The 16,802-nt window shown below is 71.2% G+C and carries 15 protein-coding genes and 1 pseudogene; 8 read left to right on the plus strand and 8 right to left on the minus strand.

Annotated elements, in window-relative coordinates:
• Positions 1-81: 81 nt before the first annotated feature.
• The 5 genes and pseudogenes from FNH21_RS05370 (at position 82) to FNH21_RS05390 (ending at position 5,143) form a co-directional block, all read left to right on the plus strand.
• A pseudogene (locus tag FNH21_RS05370) lies at positions 82-1,331 on the plus strand (M20 metallopeptidase family protein).
• A 25-nt stretch (positions 1,332-1,356) separates the two neighbouring features.
• Positions 1,357-2,235, plus strand: coding sequence for a tRNA (guanosine(46)-N7)-methyltransferase TrmB (trmB, locus tag FNH21_RS05375; protein ID WP_152812835.1), 879 nt, complete (start codon positions 1,357-1,359; stop codon positions 2,233-2,235).
• The gene (locus FNH21_RS05380) at positions 2,232-3,449 is read left to right on the plus strand and encodes an MFS transporter (protein ID WP_338403162.1); all 1,218 of its coding nucleotides are present in this window, start codon (positions 2,232-2,234) and stop codon (positions 3,447-3,449) included. The genes trmB and FNH21_RS05380 overlap by 4 nt, the downstream gene beginning before the upstream one ends.
• Positions 3,450-3,569: 120 nt before the next feature.
• On the plus strand, positions 3,570-4,586 hold the full coding sequence (locus FNH21_RS05385) for a DUF695 domain-containing protein (RefSeq protein WP_152812837.1): 1,017 nt from the start codon (positions 3,570-3,572) through the stop codon (positions 4,584-4,586).
• Positions 4,583-5,143: a hypothetical protein gene (locus FNH21_RS05390; RefSeq protein WP_152812839.1), complete on the plus strand. Its 561-nt coding sequence runs from the start codon at positions 4,583-4,585 to the stop codon at positions 5,141-5,143. The genes FNH21_RS05385 and FNH21_RS05390 overlap by 4 nt, the downstream gene beginning before the upstream one ends.
• Positions 5,144-5,155: 12 nt before the next feature.
• On the opposite strand, the gene FNH21_RS05395 is transcribed toward FNH21_RS05390, so the two are convergent.
• Positions 5,156-5,761, minus strand: coding sequence for a TetR/AcrR family transcriptional regulator (locus FNH21_RS05395; protein WP_152812841.1), 606 nt, complete (start codon positions 5,759-5,761; stop codon positions 5,156-5,158).
• Positions 5,762-5,787: 26 nt separating this feature from the next.
• Between FNH21_RS05395 and FNH21_RS05400 the strand changes: the two genes are divergently transcribed.
• A complete protein-coding gene (locus FNH21_RS05400; RefSeq protein ID WP_152812843.1) occupies positions 5,788-6,957 on the plus strand; it encodes an MFS transporter in 1,170 nt (389 codons plus the stop codon).
• Between the two features lie 108 nt (positions 6,958-7,065).
• Here FNH21_RS05400 and FNH21_RS05405 read toward each other — a convergent pair whose 3' ends face one another.
• The 3 genes from FNH21_RS05405 to FNH21_RS05415 all read right to left on the minus strand — a co-directional run bounded on the left by FNH21_RS05405 (position 7,066) and on the right by FNH21_RS05415 (position 9,176).
• Complete coding sequence (locus FNH21_RS05405; protein WP_152812845.1) at positions 7,066-7,749, minus strand: SDR family NAD(P)-dependent oxidoreductase; 684 nt, start codon at positions 7,747-7,749, stop codon at positions 7,066-7,068.
• 106 nt (positions 7,750-7,855) lie between these two features.
• Complete coding sequence (locus FNH21_RS05410; RefSeq protein ID WP_191931643.1) at positions 7,856-8,557, minus strand: PspA/IM30 family protein; 702 nt, start codon at positions 8,555-8,557, stop codon at positions 7,856-7,858.
• A gap of 52 nt (positions 8,558-8,609) precedes the next feature.
• Positions 8,610-9,176: a hypothetical protein gene (locus FNH21_RS05415; RefSeq protein WP_152812849.1), complete on the minus strand. Its 567-nt coding sequence runs from the start codon at positions 9,174-9,176 to the stop codon at positions 8,610-8,612.
• Positions 9,177-9,339: 163 nt separating this feature from the next.
• Here FNH21_RS05415 and FNH21_RS05420 point away from each other — a divergent pair, with 163 nt between their 5' ends.
• Both FNH21_RS05420 and FNH21_RS05425 read left to right on the plus strand, forming a co-directional pair.
• Positions 9,340-9,684 (plus strand): PadR family transcriptional regulator, encoded by a 345-nt coding sequence (locus FNH21_RS05420; RefSeq protein ID WP_152812851.1) that lies wholly within the window; start codon positions 9,340-9,342, stop codon positions 9,682-9,684.
• The gene (locus FNH21_RS05425) at positions 9,681-10,667 is read left to right on the plus strand and encodes an HAAS signaling domain-containing protein (protein WP_152812853.1); all 987 of its coding nucleotides are present in this window, start codon (positions 9,681-9,683) and stop codon (positions 10,665-10,667) included. The genes FNH21_RS05420 and FNH21_RS05425 overlap by 4 nt, the downstream gene beginning before the upstream one ends.
• 39 nt (positions 10,668-10,706) lie before the next feature.
• Here FNH21_RS05425 and FNH21_RS05430 read toward each other — a convergent pair whose 3' ends face one another.
• From FNH21_RS05430 to FNH21_RS05445, 4 genes are all read right to left on the minus strand, one after another.
• On the minus strand, positions 10,707-12,620 hold the full coding sequence (locus FNH21_RS05430; protein WP_191931644.1) for an alpha-amylase family glycosyl hydrolase: 1,914 nt from the start codon (positions 12,618-12,620) through the stop codon (positions 10,707-10,709).
• Between the two features lie 3 nt (positions 12,621-12,623).
• Positions 12,624-13,565, minus strand: a complete 942-nt coding sequence (locus tag FNH21_RS05435; RefSeq protein WP_152812855.1) for a sugar ABC transporter permease — start codon at positions 13,563-13,565, stop codon at positions 12,624-12,626.
• Positions 13,562-15,163 carry an ABC transporter permease subunit gene (locus FNH21_RS05440; protein ID WP_152812857.1) on the minus strand — a complete coding sequence of 534 codons (1,602 nt, stop codon included), beginning with the start codon at positions 15,161-15,163 and terminating at the stop codon, positions 13,562-13,564. Before FNH21_RS05440 ends, FNH21_RS05435 begins: the two co-directional genes overlap by 4 nt.
• 136 nt (positions 15,164-15,299) lie before the next feature.
• Positions 15,300-16,601, minus strand: coding sequence for a sugar ABC transporter substrate-binding protein (locus tag FNH21_RS05445; RefSeq protein ID WP_152812859.1), 1,302 nt, complete (start codon positions 16,599-16,601; stop codon positions 15,300-15,302).
• Positions 16,602-16,802: the final 201 nt, after the last annotated feature.

Genomic DNA, 16,802 nt, shown 5'->3' on the forward strand with positions numbered 1-16,802 from the left:
GCGCGGCCGGAGTCTCGCCAGCCGCGCGCGCATCTGCGAGGGTGGGAGCACCAGTGCCGCCGCCCCTGCCAGGAGGAACCCATGACCCTGTCCCCAGACACCCTGCTCGAGGACGCGCGGTCGCTCTCCGGTGACATCGCCGATCTCCGGCACCGGCTCCACCGCGAACCCGAGCTGGGACTCGACCTCCCGCGGACGCAGGAGAAGGTCCTGCAGGCGCTCGACGGACGTCCCTACGAGATCACCCTCGGGACGGATACGACGTCGGTCACCGCCGTCCTCCGCGGCGGAGCCCGCCGGGCAGCCGCGGGTGATGCACCCGTGGTACTCCTCCGCGGCGACATGGACGCGCTCCCGGTGCAGGAGGCCACGGGCGTGCCCTTCAGCTCGGAGGTCGACGGCGCGATGCACGCCTGCGGCCACGACCTGCACACCGCGATGCTCGCCGGCGCCGCGGCCCTGCTCGCCGAGCGGCGCAGCGAGCTCCCGGGCGACGTCGTGCTCATGTTCCAGCCGGGCGAGGAGGGGCACGACGGCGCCGGCGTCATGATCCGCGAGGGCGTCCTCGACGCGGCCGGCAGGAAGCCCGACGCCGCCTACGGCATCCACGTGGTGTCCTCCCTGCTCCCCACGGGGATTCTCGCGAGCCGCGGCGGCCCGCTGATGTCGGCATCGGACGGGCTCCTGGTGACCGTCCGCGGGGCGGGCGGCCACGGTTCCTCGCCCCATTCGGCGAAGGACCCGGTGACCGTGGCGGCGGAGATCGTCACGCAGCTGCAGGTCATGGTCACGCGGCAGTTCGACATGTTCGACCCCGTGGTGCTGTCCGTCGGCGTGCTGCGTGCCGGGACGCAGCGGAACATCATCCCGGAGACGGCGCGCATCGAGGCGACGGTCCGGACCTACTCGGCGGCGAGCCGTGACCGCATGACCGAGGCGCTCCGCGACTCGTCCGGCACATCGCGGCCGCGCACGGCCTCGAGGCGGACATCAAGTACCTCCACGAATATCCGGTGACGGTCACCGACCGTGACGAGACGGCACACGCCGAGGCGCAGGTGGGCGCCCTGTTCGGCGCCGACCGGTACCTCACCATGCCGCAGCCCATGAGCGGTTCGGAGGACTTCTCCCGCATCCTCGAGGCGGTACCCGGTTCCTTCCTCTTCCTCTCGGCCGTCACACCCGGCGTCGACCCGTCCGGCTCGCCCTTCAACCACTCGCCGTACGCGGTGTTCGACGACGGCATCCTGGCCGACGGCGCCGCGCTCTACGCCCAGCTCGCCATCTCCCGGCTGACCTCCGACGGGAGGCGCCCGACCCCGGCCGCATGAGCTGCAGCCGGTAGCCTTGGGAACGATGGAGCCTCGAGAACAGAACCCCGACCAGCCGCACCGCACCCAGCCCGTGTCCTTCGTCCGCCGGGGGTCCCGCCTGCAGGGTAGGCGCCGCGAGGCATGGGACGATCTCGCAGCGGCGTTCCTCATCGACGTCCCGCGGATCGAGAACGCCGACACCTCGGTGGCCCCGGGTTTCGTGCTCGACGTCGCCGACGCCTTCGGGCGCTCGGCTCCCCTGGTCGTCGAGGTGGGGTCCGGCCTCGGCGAGGCCATCACGCATGCAGCGGAACTCGATCCGGAGCGCGACTACCTCGCCCTCGAGGTGTACCGTCCGGGGCTCGCCCAGACCATGCTGCGCATCAGCCAGAGGGGCCTCACCAACGTGCGGACCGCGCAGGTGAACGCCGCGGAGGCCTTCACCGACATGATCCCGGCGTCGTCCGTCGCGGAACTGTGGACCTTCTTCCCCGACCCGTGGCACAAGGCCCGCCACCACAAACGCCGGCTCGTGAAGGAGGACTACGTGGAGCGCGCGGCGCGCGTCATCGAACCGGGCGGCATCTTCCGGCTCGCCACGGACTGGTCCAGCTACGCCGTCCAGATGCGCGAGGTCCTGGAGGCGAGCGGGGACTTCGTGAACCTGCACGCCGGCGAGCGCACGGGTTCGGAGAGCCCGCTCACGCAGGTGTGGGCGAGCGGCGTGGAGGCAGTGGTGGGCGGCGCTCCCGTCCGGGAGGGCAGGGACCCGGTGAGCACCGGGAACACCGGCGTCAACGAGGGCACGGACGAGCGCGGCGGCTGGGCCCCGCGCTTCGACGGCCGCACCCTGACCAGCTTCGAGAACAAGGCGATCGCGGCCGGACGGATGGTCTTCGACCTCGCCTACCGTCGCGTGTGACGGACGGGGGCTGGGCGGGCCACGCCAGGGACTCCCCCGCCTACCGGCGGATCCTCCTGGCCCTGCTGTTCGCCGGCCTGGCGACCTTCGCGCAGCTCTACTCGCTGCAGGCCGTGCTCACCGGCGTCGCCGCGGAGTTCGTGGTGCCGGCAGCCGACGCCGCCCTGACCGTGTCGGCGGCGACCCTCGGCCTCGCCGTCGCGGTCATCCCGTGGTCGGCCGTCGCCGACAGGGCCGGGCGCCGGAGGTCCATGGCGTGGGCTATCGGTGGCGCCGTCGTCCTCGGCCTCCTGGCGGCGCTCGCACCGACCTTCGAGGCACTGATCGTCCTCCGGTTCCTCGAGGGAGTCATGCTGGGCGGGGTGCCTGCGACGGCGCTGGCCTACCTCTTCGAGGAGGTGCAGCGGATGCATGCCGCCGTCGCTGCGGGAACGTACATCGCGGGAACCACGCTCGGCGGACTCGCGGGCCGGCTCATCGCCGGACCGGTGGGCGATCTTCTCGGCTGGCGGGCAGGGGTGCTCGCGGTCAGCGCCATGGCCGGCGCTGCCGCGGTGGCCTTCGTCCTCCTCGCGCCCCGTGCACGGGGTTTCGTCCCCGTCCTGCGGGGTCGGGGACCGTCCCTGGCCGCGCGCGTCCTCCTGAATCTCCGTTCGCCCCGCCTGCTGGCGGTCTACGCGCAGGGGTTCCTCCTGATGGGCGGGTTCGTGGCGGTCTACAACTATCTGGCCTTCCGGTTGGAGGCTACCCCCTTCCTGCTCCCCGCCTCGCTGGTCAGCCTGCTGTTCCTCGCCTACCTCTCCGGCACCGCGACGTCCCGTCTCGCGGGAGGCATCAGTGCCCGCGTCGGACGCCTCCCCGTCCTCCTCTCGGCGCTCACGGTGATGCTCGTCGGGCTGGCAGTGACGTTCTCGGACCTGCTCCCGCTCGTGGTCGTCGGGCTCGTGGTCTTCACGGGCGGGTTCTTCGCCGCACATTCCGTCGCGTCCGGGTGGACCCCGCTGCTCGCCACCGCGGGCCGCGCCCAGGCAGCGGGTCTCTACAACGTCGGCTACTACGCCGGCTCGAGCGTCCTCGGCTGGGTCGGCGGTCTGTTCTTCGGGACGCACGGCTGGCCGGGCGTCGCCGGATTCGCCGCTGCCCTGTCCCTGGCCGCGGGACTCCTCGCCGCCGTCGCGCTGCGGGGAGCACCGGGCGCACATCCGGTGAGGTGACACGGGGTACCGGCCGCGCTGGTCAACACGCCGCGCCCGGCTCCCCGCCGCACGCCGGACACGGGTAGATTCGCTGGAGCAGCCGGACGATCCCGGACGCCGACCAGGGGACGCAGGGACATGGGTATTTTCAGCCGCCGGAGGGCCGGCGGGGACGCGATCAGCGCCTTCTGGGACTGGTGGGCGGACGACGGCGAGGAACTGCTGACCACCGCGACCCGGGCGGGCGACTTCGAGGCCTACGTGGACGTCATGACGCGGCGCGTCCGGGCCATGGCCAGGGGACTCGAGTGGGAGACCAGGACGGGCACGGACGCGGAGCACACGCTCTGTGTCTCGAGCGGCGGTGACGCGGCGCTGCGCCCCGTGGCCGAGCGCTGGTACCGCGCATCGCCACCGGCCGGCAGGCGCTGGGAGTTCGTCCCCGCCCGGAGCGCGAAGCCGGACATGCTCGACTCCACCATCACCTATCGCGGCAGGACCTTCGACCTGCGCCGCACCCGCGTCCACGCGGCGGTGACCCGGGCCGGCGACGGCTTCATCCTGTCGGTCCACCACCCCGGATTCACCGGCCAGTGGGACGACGAGCACGGACTGTGCGTCCTGCTCCTCGAGTGGCTGCTGGGCGAGGACGACGTCGAGCGCTGGGTGCGGCGCGTGGACTGCATCGTGCACGACGTCGTCGACAGCATCCCCGCCGCCGAGGTGCCCGGATGCGTGCGGGATCTCGCCCGCACCCTGCCCGAGCCCGGTTGGCTCGTCATGCAGGGCCGGCACGGGAGCGGCGACCCGGTGACCGTGCGCGTCCTGCGCCCCCTGCGGTGGATCGACCATCCTCGCTTCGACCTGCACACCACCGTCCGGGCGGTGTTCGACGCCGACGGGCAGGGACTCCCGGTACCCGGAGCGGTGGCCGGGCTCGACGAGCTCGAGGACACGCTCGTCAGGTCCCTCGGCATCCGCGGGATGCTGGTCGCGGTGGAGACCTCCAGGGGGGCCAGGACCCTGCACTTCTACTCCGACTCCGAGGATCAGAACGGGCGCGACGCCCTCGATACGGCAGTGCGTGACCGCCGATCCGTCACAGCCCGGCATGCCGTCGATCCCGGCTGGAAGAAAGTGCAGGACTTCGCATGACCTACCGCTCCCCCACCTTCGTCGGCCACCTCATCGGGGCATCATTCGGCCTGGTGTTCGTCCTCGTGAACGCCACCGGGCTGCCGGTCGTCCTCGCCGCCACGCTGAGGGCCGCAGCCGTGGCCGCGTTCGTCGTCGTGGTCCTCGGGTTCCTGCGGACCGCACGGGACCTCCGGCAGGCCGGGCGCGCCCGACCCGCCGGATTCACCCGGTTCTACTGGCTCGTGGTCCTGATCGAGGCCCTCGCCCTCTTCGGTGGCCTCGCCGTGCTCCGGCAGGTGGAGCCCGCGGCTGCGCTGGGCTGGATCGCCCTCGTGGTGGGCGCGCACTTCTTCCCGCTGGCGCGGCTGTGGCCGGAGGGCCGGCGTCAGCTGGTCGCGATCGCGACGGCGATGAGCGCCCTCGGCGTGATCGGGCTGGTGCTGGCCTTCTCGACGCGCGACGCCGTCCTCGTCGCCGTCGTCTCGGGGGTCGGGTCGGGGCTCGTGCTGCTGGGCTGGTCCCTCGTCCAGTCCGTCGGGACCCTCACCGGCCGCCGCAGCGGAGCGGACGCCTGACCGCTCGCGCCCCTACGGACGGGACGCGGACTCCGCGTGGTCCCCGCCGGCAAGGGCCCGGATCACGAGTGCGGCTGTAGCGCGGCCGTCGGCGATCGCCGCCTCCGCGTCGGATCCACGCAGGATCATGCCGAGGACACCGGTGTAGACGAGGGTGATCCGATCAGCCAACACCTTCGCCGGCGCACCCTGGAGGTACGCGGCGGAGAGCGCCTCGAGCCGATCGACGAGCAGTCGCGTGTCACTCGCAAGAGTGTCCGCCAGATCGTTCCCCGGCGCCGGGGTCTCCGCACTGGCGCCGAGGAACACGCACCAGCGCGACGGCGTGAGTGACGTCCTGTGCCGAGCGAGGGCGGTGAACACCGCGAGCAGCTTCTCCTCCGGTGCCACCGCCTCGTCCACGCACTCCTGCCAGGTGGAGTCCCACCGCGCCAGCCGTCGCTTCAACGCCTCGACGACGAGTCCCTCCTTGTTGCCGAAGTGCGCATAGAGGGTCGCGGGCGAGACCCGGGCACGGCCGAGGATCTCGTCCACGGGAGTGCTCGTCATGCCCTGCAGCGCCGCGAGATCCTCCGCCGCATCGAGGAGCCGCTCCCGTGCCGAGGGTTGTGGTGTCATGCCCCAAACCTATAACGTTCGTTGCAATGAAACGATCGTTATACCCCTGGTTCACCCTCTCCGCCGTCACGGTCGTCGCCGCGACCTACGGCCTGGCCCGGCTGGGCTACGGGCTCTTCCTGCCCGCCTTCTCGCAGACCTTCAATCTGGGCCCCGCCCTCGCGGGGATCCTCTCCTCCGGAGCATCGCTCCTGTACTGCGGCGCGGCCGTCGTCGGGTTCCGCCTCGCGCCGTCGAATCCCCGCCTCGTCACGGCCCTCGCCGGCGCGACCGCCTGCGCAGGCAGTGCGGGCATCGCCCTGGCGCCGCACGTGCTGGTCTTCGTGGTGGCTGTCCTCGTGGCCGGCATGGGCGCCGGCTTCGCATCACCCGCGCTCGTCGAACTGGTGCGGCGGAACACGGAGCAGGGCCGGCGGGGGCGCATGCAGTCCGTGGTCAACTCCGGAACGGGATTCGGCGTCGTCGTGGCGGGCCTCGTGTCGCTCGCCCTCGGAGATGCGTGGCGGGTGGCCTGGCTGGCCTTCGCCGGGATCGCGGGAGCATCCACTCTCGCGGTGCTGCGGCTCGACAGGTCGTCCCCCCGGGGGGCGGGGAGCGGCCCCGGGCGTTCTGCGCCCGTCGCCGCGTCGGGCCCCAGCGGGCTGTGGCGACCACTCATGGGGTCGTTCGTCTTCGGAACGGGGTGCGCAGCCCTCTGGGTGTACGGCCGGTCCACCCTGGAAGGGGCCGGCGGCCTCGATGCGTCCCTGTCCGCGGGAGCGTGGATCGCCCTGGGGGCGGGTGGCGCCGGGGCCACGCTCCTCGCACCCTGGCTCGCGAGCCGGCCGCTGTCGGTCACCTGGCCCGCCACGACCGTGGCGTCGGCAGGAGCCACGCTGATGATCGGCGTGACCCCGGGATCAGTAGTCCTCGCGTGCGCGGCGGCGGCCCTGTTCGGCCTGGCCTACACCGCGGCCACCTCGGTGCTGATCCTCTGGGCGTCGGCCGTCGCCGACGCCCGGGAGTCGGGCGCCGGCGGGACGTCCCTCCTGTTCATCGCCCTGGTGCTCGGACAGGCGGCGGGAGCCTTCCTGACGGGACTGCTCCTCCAGGTGACCGGCCCTCCGACCGCCTTCGCCCTCTCCTCGATCCTGTGCGCAGCGAGCGCGACCGCCGTCGTCGGCTCACGCCGCAGCGCACGTCAGCCGTCGCTGTGACTGCTCGCGAAGGCACGCCCCCGAGCAGGGGAAGGCGGTGGCGCACCCAAGGCGCCGGGGTGGTCCGAACGGTCACGCCGACTGCGCCGACGCCACGGACTGGACGGATCAGAAGGCCGATGACGGCAGGTCGCGCTCACCCTCGACGATGGCCGTGATGATCCGCCCGGCGACCGATCGGGGGTCCTTGCCCTGCGGCAGTTTCGGCGCCTCGCCGGCGATCGGCCTCGTGGCGAGGCCGGTCTCCGTGTGGGGTGGCCTGGCGTCGAGCACGCGTACGCCCTGTCGACGCAGCTCAAGGGTCAGGGCCTTCCCGTACGCACTCAGGCCGGCCTTCGTCGCGGAATAGGCGGCCATCCCCGCGGTGGGGCTCTCGGCGACGACGGCACTGATCTGGGCGATGAAGGAGTCCTTGCCGAGCTTCGGCGCCACCTCGCGCATCAGCCGCATGTAGCCGAGCAGATTCACGAGCATCAGTTCGTCGAGGGTGTCGTCGTCCACCTCCACAGCAGGACCGAAGGCCACGACGCCGGAGGCGAACACCACGCCGTGGAGTTCCCGCCCGTACACCGCAGCGGCGATGTCGGCCGGCCCGGTGGGCTTGCCGAGATCGGCGGCCACCTGCCCGACGACGGCCTCCCCCAGTTCGCCGGCGAGCACCGAGAGCTTCTCCTCCGACCGGCCCGAGAGGGTGAGCTGCGCGCCCTGGGCGGCGAGCTGGCGTGCCAGCTCCGCGCCGAGCACACCGGTGGCGCCGACGACCAGGACGTTGGTACCGCTGAGTTCAGTCATGGGGTCACTGTAGCAACGGGCTCCGACCGTCCCCGGCCCAGCGGATACCGGGCCCTCCGGCCCCTTCGATCCCGTCCGGCGCGGGGTGCAGGAGGGAGCAGCGCGCTCAGTACCGCGCCGGCGGACCGCCCCGGTGGTCCCGACGTTTCAGCTCGTCGAGCTGCTGCTGCACGGACGCCTCCGCCTCCAGCTCCTCGAACGCCTGCTGCAGCCGGGGCGACGACGGGTCGGACCAGGACAGCTCCTCACGCGCCCGGGCCTGCGCCTCGAAGCGGCGGACCTCGAGCTCGGCGCGGTGGCGGGCCGCCTCGATCGAGGCTGCCTCGCGGGAGGAGGACGCGAGCGCCTCGTGGACACCGATGGCGGCCTGTGCCGCCGCACGCCGCGCGACCATCGCGTCGTACTCCATCGCGTTCTGCCGGACGCGGTGTTCCAGCCGCTGCACGTCCTCGTGGAGCCGACGGGCCTGCTGCTCGGCCTCGCGGAGCTGGGCGGTGAGGGTGTCGAGGCGTCGCCGCGCCGTCATGGACTCGCGGATGGCGGCCCGGGCGGCGTCGTCGTCCCCACGCTGGACCGCAGCGGCTACGGCGGCTTCCACGCGGTTGAGGTACGCGGCCGCCTCGTTCGCGGCGAGCCCCACCCGGTGGTGGTGGGCGGCGACGTCGGCAGCGCCCCGCCGCGCCTGGTCGAGCAGGGCGCGCTGCGCCGCCTGCGCGTTCTGCGCCTCGACGCGCGGGTCCTGCTTCGCCTCCACGGCGGCACTGCGGTTGGCCTTCACGATGCGCGTGATACGCCGTCTGATCGTCACATGGACCCCCGGTGGTCGCTGAAGTGGTGTCGTCCCTCCCAGACTGAACCGATCACCAGTCCGGGCGGTTCCCGTAGGTGTCCCGCCAGGTCCCCATGGCCGAGATCTCTCCACGGAGACGGGTGGTGGCCTGATCGAGCTGGCGGGTGTCGATGGATCGCGACGTCTTCAGGAGGCTGCGGCGCAGTTCCGCCGAGAGCTCGTCGAGGGCCTTGGCCTGGGCGGCGAGATCGGTGGTCAACTCCTCCTTGAGCTGCCGGTTGGGCTCCCGGTCCGCAGTGCGCAGCATGTTCTCGAGGGACGCCGCTGCCCGGTCGATCTCCGCAGCGGCCCGCGGCAGGTCCCCGACCGGCCGCCCCTGTTCCGAGGCTTCCTGCAGCGCGAGGTGGGTGGCGCGCGATGACCGCTTGAGTTCGCCGATGAGCCGTGCGGGTTCACGAGTGAGGCGGTCCGGGGCGTACGCGCGGGCCGCGAGCATCCCGCGGTCCCGGGTACGCTCGATGACGCGCGAGCGCCTGACCTTCCGCACCACGAGCCAGCCGGCGATGCCCGTTCCCGCGCCGATGGTCGCGAGCACCCCGGCACCGACCGCCAGGGTCTCGACGAGAACCTCAAGCACGGTGCTGATCCGGGGTGGCTGCCATTCCTCCAGTCTGCCCTCGTCCTCCGACAAATTCCACCCGGACCCGTCGACGGGGTAGGGGTGGGCCCCCGGCGCTTCCTGCTCCCGCGCTTTATCGTGCCTCTTCCAATACTGTGCGCCACACACTATAGTTTCGGTCATGAGCAGAGACGACGACCTCACTGCAGGACATCTGCAGGAACTGCGGCGGGGAACCGTCGTCCTGGCCTGCCTCACCCGGCTGCGGACACCCGACTACGGCTATTCGCTCCTCGAGTCCCTCGACGTCCTGGGCATCCAGGTCGACGCAAACACGCTCTATCCACTCCTCCGCCGCCTCGAGAAGCAAGGGCTGCTGGTCAGCGAGTGGGACACCGCCGAGTCCCGTCCCAGGAAGTTCTACCGGACGAGCCCGGCGGGCGACGATCTCGCCGCACTCCTCACCGACGACTGGGATCGGCTGACCGCATCACTGCATCGCCTCTCCGAAGGGCAAGAACCATGACCAGCCTGACCGACCGCTACATCTGGGCCGCTGTCCGCACTGTTCCCGAATCCGAACGGCCGGACCTCGAACTCGACATCAGGGACCTGATCGAGGGCGCTGTCGAGGCGCGGACCGCCACCCGCCACGATCCCGCAGCCGCCGAACGTGACGCACTCTCCGAGCTGGGGGACCCGGAACGGCTCGCCGCGGACTACGTCGACCGACCGCTCACGCTGATCGGACCCCGCTACTACCTGGACTGGCTCAGGCTGCTCAGGACCGTCCTGCTCATCGTCGTCCCCCTCGCCACGGTGGCCGTCCTGGTCGTCCAGCTGCTCACCACGGGGAGCATCGGCGGTGCGATCGGCAGCGCGGCGTCCACGGCGATCACCGCCACGGTCCACATCGGTTTCTGGACCACCCTGCTGTTCGTCGTCCTGGAACGCAGCGGGACCACCGACGGCACCGTGCAATGGACCGTCGACCGCCTGCCCGACGTGCCCGACCACGACCGGGGCGCACGCCTGTCCGAGTTCATCGCCTCCCTGGTGTTCCTCGGCCTGTTCGCCGGCGCGATCGTCTGGCAGCAGCTCCGCCCGGCGGTCCGGGACGGGGACGGAGGAGCCGTCCCGGTGCTCGATCCGGCGCTGTGGTCCTTCTGGATCCCGTGGTTCCTCGGCCTGATCGCCGCCGAGGCCCTCTTCGCCCTCTGGGTCTATCGACGAGGCTGGTCCTGGTCCTCCGCAGCGGTGAACCTCCTGCTGGGGCTCGCGTTCGCCGTGCCGGCCCTCCTGCTGTGGGCCGGCGGCAGGGTGCTCAATCCGGCCTTCACCGGCGCCGTGGGATGGGATCCGGCGGTCGCAGCGGCAGGTGGCTGGAAGGCGGGCGGCATCGTGGTCGCCGCCGTCGTGATCATCGCGGCCTGGGACGTGGCCGACGGCTTCCTGAGGGCGCACCGGGCGCTCGCGCACCCTGCACGCCGGCTGTCCGCACGCCGCTGACCGCAGGTCCGCAACCGGTCCGGACGTGCACGGCGGCGTTCAGCGGTCCCGGCCGCCGGGGCCGGTGCCGGGGAGGCGCCACGCCTGCGCCCCCGGACCCTGCCCCGAGAACACGATGCCGTCGGCGCCTGCGACGACCCCGCCGCCGGGCAGGCGCAGGCCGATCGGTTCCGCATCGTCCCAGTTCCCCGGCAGGAGCCCGGACGGGACCCGGACGCCGTCGTAGTCGGCCCGCGCCGCGACCAGGAGCACGCACTCCTCCTCGTGCTCGCGGAGGAGGACGACGGCGTCCGCGTCCGCCGCGAGCCAGCGCACCGACCCCTGCCGCAGGGCGGGAGAAGCCGCGCGGAGTGCGGCGAGGGACCGGAGGTGGGCGCGCAGGCTCCCGGAGGCGCCGTCGGCCGTCCCCCATGGCAGGGGCGTCCGGGAGTCCTCGCCGTTGACGCCGGACAGGCCGAACTCGTCGCCGGCGAACAGGGTGGGCAGCCCGGGGAGGAAGAAGGCGAGCGCCAGCCCGACGGCCGGTCCGCCCGCCACCATGACGGACGCGGCCCGCGCGGTGTCGTGCGTGTTCAGGGCGGTCATGGTCTGGGTCCGGACCCGCCAGGAGAAGCCCGAGGCGAGGGCGGTGTGGGTGGCGATGAGGTCCCGGCCGCCGATCCGGGGGACACCCCGCACCGGCGTGCCGAAGAAGTTGATGTCCGCCGTCGCGCCCGCCCCCCGGCTCAGCCATTGCCAGAGCGGCCGCGTGAAGGGGGAGTAGGTCATGCCGCCGTCCCACGCCCGGCCCGCGAGGTCCTCCGTGGCATCACCCGTGGATTCCGCGAGCAGCATCAGGCCAGGCCGCACGGCGTCCATGGTGCCGCGGATGAGCGCGGCGACCTCCCGGCTGTGGTCCTCGGGCCCGTGACGGCCCGTCATGTTGGCCACGTCGATGCGCCACCCGTCGAGGCCGAACGGCGGGAGCAGCCATCGCGCCACCACGGAATCCGGGCCCTCGACGAACCGGCGCCGGAGCTCGGCCGAGGACCAGTCGAGCTTGGGCAGGCTCGGGACGCCGAGCCAGCTCGCGTACTCCGTTCCGTCGTCGCTGACGTAGTAGAAGTCCACCTCCGCGCAGGTGGGATCGGCGAGCGCCTTCAGGAACCAGTCGTGGCCGTCCCCCGTGTGGTTCACGGTCAGGTCCCCGATGACGGCGATACCGCGATCGTGCGCCGCCTCGACCAGGCGGACGAGCGCCCCGTCGCCACCGAGGAGGGGGTCGACGACGTCGAAGGTCGTCGCGTCGTAGCGGTGGTTGGAACGCGCAGGGAAGAACGGGGTGAGGTAGAGGACGCTCGCGCCGAGGTCGGCGAGGTGGTCGAGCCGCTCGCGGACCCCGTCGAGCGTCCCGCCGTAGACCTGGCGGGGCGTGAGCCCGCCGTGCGGCCGGACCGGCTCGTACCAGGCGCACCCGACCGCCCACTCCGGCAGGTCCCGCGGCGCCGCGTCGGGCGGCGGCCCGTCCGCGGACCGGCCGAACCGGTCCGGAAACACCTGGTAGACCACGGCATCCTGCGCCCACCCCGGCGGCGCCGGACGGCAGTCGATCCGGAAGTCGTCCCGGTCGGCGGGGTCCGTGGTCGAGATCCCGACGGCGCCGAGCCAGCGGTGGACCGGCCCGTCACCGCCCGGCAGCTCGAGGAGGAAGCGGTACCGCAGCGTCGGGTTCACGGCGGTGACGCGCGCATCCCACCACGACCACGCGCCGTCGTCGTTCCCCGCGGCCGGCCCGCGGGCCTCGTCGTAATGCGCTTCGCCGTCGCGCAGGGACCGCACGAACACGCGTCCGGGGCGCCCCCAGACGGCGGGGACCCGGACGCGGATCACGAGTTCCTCCCCCAGCGACGGCGACTGCTGCGGGACGTAGAGCGGCGACCCGTCGTGGTGCGGGGCCAGGAAGGACTCCTGCACGCGTCAGCCCTTGACGGAACCGGCCACGAGACCGTTGGTGATGTACTTCTGCAGGAACAGGAACAGGGCCATCACCGGGACCGCTGCGAGCACGGCGCCGGCGGCGAAGACGCCCCAGTTCTCGGAGCGCTGCTGCGCCACGTAGGAGTAGAGGCCCACGGCGAGGGTCTGCGACTCGGGGTCCGTGAGCACCACGCTGGCGATCACGAACTCGCTGCTCAGCCCGATGAACGCCAGCAGCCCGACGACGGCGAGGATCGGCGTGACGAGCGGCAGGATGATCGTGAAGAACACCTGCACGTGGCTCGCGCCGTCGATCCGCGCGGCCTCGTCGAGCGACTTCGGCACCGTGTTGAAGAACCCGTACATGAGGTACGTGTTCACGCCGAGCGCTCCGCCGAGGTACACCATGATCAGGCCGAGCTGGCTGCCGAGGCCCAGCCAGGGCACGACGTCGGTGATCGCATTGAGGAGCAGGAAGATCGCGACGACGGCGAGCAGCTGAGGGAACATCTGGAGGATCAGCAGCGACAGCAGGCTGACGCGGCGCCCCGTGAAGCGCATGCGGCTGAACGCGTAGGCGGCCAGCGCCCCGAGGAACACGGTGGCCGCGCTCGTCACCACGCCGATCACCATGGTGTTCATGAACCAGCGGCCGAAGGGACGCGTGGGATCGCTGAACAGGGCCTCGAAGTTGCCGCCGTCGAACGCGGTGAACAGGGCGTTGGACCCGGCCATGGTGCCATTCGAGTTCAGGGCGGCGGAGAGGACGTACAGGAGGGGGAACACGGCGAAGACCGTCGTGACGACGCCGACCACGTGCCGCCAGCCCTTGTGCCGGAACCACTGGCCGAAGGAACGCTTGCGCTGTGCGGGGACGGAACCTGACCCGCCGGACTGGGTGGGGGCCGGTGCTACTGCCTGCGGATCGATGAACGTGGTCATCCGTTGATGTCCTCCAAAGCCTTGGTCTGCCGGAAACTGATGGCGGAGATCACGGCGACGATGATGAAGATGATGATGGACAGGGCGCTGGCGAGGCCGTAGTCGCGGCCCACACCCGTCCCGAAGGCGATCTCGTAGACCATCGTGATGAGGATGTCGGTGTGGCCGATGTTCGCCGTCGTGTTGTCGAAGCGGGGCCCGCCGTCGGTCAGCATGTAGATGACGTTGAAGTTGTTGAAGTTGAACGCGAAGCTCGCGATCAGCAGGGGTGCCACGGAGACGAGCAGCAGCGGCAGCTTGATGGCCGTGAAGGTGCGCCAGGCGGAGGCGCCGTCCATGCGGGCGGCCTCGTTGACCTCCTCGGGCAGGGACTGCAGCGCGCCCGTGCAGACCAGGAACATGTAGGGGAACCCGAGCCACAGGTTGACCACGAGCACGCTGACCTTCGCGAGGACCGGGTCGGTCAGCCAGGGGATGTCCGCGCCGCCGAAGAAGGTGTTGTTCACGAACCCGAACTCGGGATTGAGCAGGCCGGACCAGACGAGGCCGGCCAGGAACGCCGGGAAGGCGTACGGCAGGATCATCAGGATCCGGTAGATCCGCTTCCCGCGGAGGTCCGGGAGGTTGAAGGCGTTGGCGAGGAAGAGGCCGAGCGCGAAGGTCGAGAGCACCGAGACGATCGCGAAGGTGAAGGTCCAGAGCATGACCTGCAGGAGCGGACCGCGGATGTTCTGGTCGGAGAACGCCTTCGTGAAGTTGTCGAAGCCGACATTGATCTTCCATCCGGTACTGAGCTGCTCGCCGTCCTCGGCCTGGAACGAGCCCTCGCCGCGATCGGTGTAGGTGGCGCCGGTCTCGAGGTCCGTGAAGGTGCTGGTGTCCTCGTCGTAGCTGAGCGACGGTCGGTACACGTAGGCGTTGGAGCCGTCGCCGGTCTTCAGGCTGCCGTCCTCGGGGTCGTCGGAGAAGGGGACCGTGATCGCGAGGATGTCCGCCTGGTTCGCGAGGACCTCGCCGAACTGCAGGGCGCGGTAGCCCTCGAGCTCCGTGCCCTTGCCGGTGCTGTCCGTGACGGCGGCCTCGGCCTCCTCCAGCGGCTCACCCGTGGTGCCGACCGAGACCGTGCCGTCCGGCTCGGTGGCCAGGAGGTGGAAGACGCCGTCGCGCTCGAGGATCGTGACCCGGTACGCGGGCGAGTCGGGGACGCGCTGCTGTGCCGAGAGCTGGATGGCGTTCACGGCATCGGCCTTGGTGCTGTTGTGCCCGTCGCCGTAGTTGGTGAAGGCCACGTAGCCGCTGTAGATCATGACGAAGACCTGGAAGATCACCAGGAAGAAGATGCCGGGCGCCAGGTACTTGGCGGGCAGGCCGCCCCGGCGCAGATAGACCCAGTTGATCAGCACCGTCACGACGGCGGCGAACACGAGGACCAGCCACTTCTCCTGCAGGAAGAGGGTGATCATGACGTAGACGGCGAAGGCGTCCACGAGCCCGAGCAGCACGATCTTCACGAGCAGGCCGAGGGTCGAGTCGGCGCGGAGGGCGGTCTTCTTCGGCGGGCGCGTTGCGGCCGGGCCGGGAGGGGCCAGTGTGGGCATGGGGGGAGCTTTCGTTGATCGGCGACGCTGCTGGGTGGAGGGCCACCGCCGGGAATCGCTCGACCGGCGGTGGCCGGCCTGCTGCCGGAGCAGCCGGGACGGCGCCCGCCGTCTGGACGACGGGCGCCGCGGGGTCCTACTGTCCGGCGATCTTCGCCTCGATGTTGCCGACCATGGTGGTCCAGGCACCCTCGGGGTCGCCGCTGCCCTTGATCAGGGCGAGCTCGGTGGCTCCCCAGTCGGCCCAGACGGCCTGCATCTCGGGCAGCGCCGGCATGGGGACGCCGTTGGCGCCGATCTCGCCGAAGGCTGCGACGATCGGATCCGAGGCGGCCTTGTCGAAGCTGGCCTTCAGCGCCGGGGGGCGTCCGCCGACGTCGTACATGGCGTCCTGCGCGGCTTCGGTGCTGAGGTAGTTCACGGCGAACTCGTTCGCGGCGAGCGCGTTGACGCTCTGCGAGGAGATGAAGAAGCCGTTGACGCCGATGAACGGCTGGGCATCCTCGTCACCGACCGTGGGGAGCTTGTCCACGGCGAGGTTCAGGCCGGCGGCCTGCGCGTCGGGGACGTTCCAGGGACCGGTGAGGAAGTAGGGCGACTCCCCCGCGTTGAACTTCTCCTTGGCGATGTCACCCGTGATGTTGGAGTTGATGATCTTCGATCCGGTGTCTCCCCATTCCACGAGCTTCTTCGCGAACTCGACACCGCCGGGCTCGCCGAGCAGCAGTTCGTCTGCGTTGTAGCTGCCGTCCTCGTTCTGGCCGAAGACCGGTACGCCCAGGGACGTCTGCAGCGGGTACAGGTGGTACGGGTCGCCCTGCTTGGGGTCCATGCCCACGAGGAACGGGTAGACGGCGGATCCGGCGGCGACGGCGGCCTCGCCGTTGGCGATGACCTCGTCGAAGGTGTCCGCAGGCTCGGGCACGAGGTCCGTGTTGCGGAGCAGTGCGATGTTCTCGAGGGCGTAGGGGACGCCGTAGACGCTGCCGTCATAGGTCATGGCCTGGACGGCGGACTCCTGGAACTCGGCGGCCTTGTCACCGAGTTCCACGGGCGCCACGACACCGTTCTGGACGAACGTGCCCAGCCAGTCGTGGGGGCCGACGATCAGGTCCGGGCCCTTGCCCGTCGGCACCTGCGTGATGAAGTCGTCGCGCACGGCGGCAAAGTCCTTGACCGCGAGCTTGACCTCGATGCCGGTGTCCTCCTTGAAGGACCGGGTGATCTCCTCGAGGGCCGGGGCGCGCTCGGCGTCCACCCACATGGTGAGGGTCGTCGACCCGCCCTCGGCGAGGTCGGCGGCCGCTGCGGAGGTGGTGGTGGTGGACGAGGACTCGGAAGCTCCCCCTCCGCAGGCCGTGAGGGCCAGGACTGCAACCGACATCACGCCGGTGATCAGAGCGTGCCGACGCGTCGGCTGGGTGGATCGCACCTTCATTGGTGAACCTTTCATGAGCGTCTTCGGTCAGTACCCCGGCGGCGGACGGAGAGTCCTGGAGCCGGGAGACGTCGATGCCACGGCCACCCCGGGGACGGAGCAGCGGTGACCCGAGTCACAACTGTAAACGCTTGCAAGATTTCTGCCTAGTCCACGCAAGATCGACGCAATATCGCTGACAAACCAACAAAGTCAGCCCGC

Origin of the sequence: Arthrobacter bussei, assembly GCF_009377195.2 — a bacterium.
In the GTDB taxonomy this organism is placed as follows: Bacteria; Actinomycetota; Actinomycetes; order Actinomycetales; family Micrococcaceae; genus Arthrobacter_D; species Arthrobacter_D bussei.

Bases quoted from the DNA above. Each gene is read 5' to 3' on its own strand.
- FNH21_RS05405 (WP_152812845.1), bottom strand. From the start codon at position 7,749: ATGACTGAACTCAGCGGTACCAACGTCCTGGTCGTCGGCGCCACCGGT.
- FNH21_RS05445 (WP_152812859.1), bottom strand. From the start codon at position 16,601: ATGAAGGTGCGATCCACCCAGCCGACGCGTCGGCACGCTCTGATCACC.
- FNH21_RS05385 (WP_152812837.1), top strand. From the start codon at position 3,570: ATGGGTATTTTCAGCCGCCGGAGGGCCGGCGGGGACGCGATCAGCGCC.
- FNH21_RS05400 (WP_152812843.1), top strand. From the start codon at position 5,788: ATGAAACGATCGTTATACCCCTGGTTCACCCTCTCCGCCGTCACGGTC.
- FNH21_RS05390 (WP_152812839.1), top strand. From the start codon at position 4,583: ATGACCTACCGCTCCCCCACCTTCGTCGGCCACCTCATCGGGGCATCA.
- FNH21_RS05435 (WP_152812855.1), bottom strand. From the start codon at position 13,565: ATGACCACGTTCATCGATCCGCAGGCAGTAGCACCGGCCCCCACCCAG.
- FNH21_RS05440 (WP_152812857.1), bottom strand. From the start codon at position 15,163: ATGCCCACACTGGCCCCTCCCGGCCCGGCCGCAACGCGCCCGCCGAAG.
- FNH21_RS05425 (WP_152812853.1), top strand. From the start codon at position 9,681: ATGACCAGCCTGACCGACCGCTACATCTGGGCCGCTGTCCGCACTGTT.
- FNH21_RS05395 (WP_152812841.1), bottom strand. From the start codon at position 5,761: ATGACACCACAACCCTCGGCACGGGAGCGGCTCCTCGATGCGGCGGAG.
- trmB (WP_152812835.1), top strand. From the start codon at position 1,357: ATGGAGCCTCGAGAACAGAACCCCGACCAGCCGCACCGCACCCAGCCC.
- FNH21_RS05420 (WP_152812851.1), top strand. From the start codon at position 9,340: ATGAGCAGAGACGACGACCTCACTGCAGGACATCTGCAGGAACTGCGG.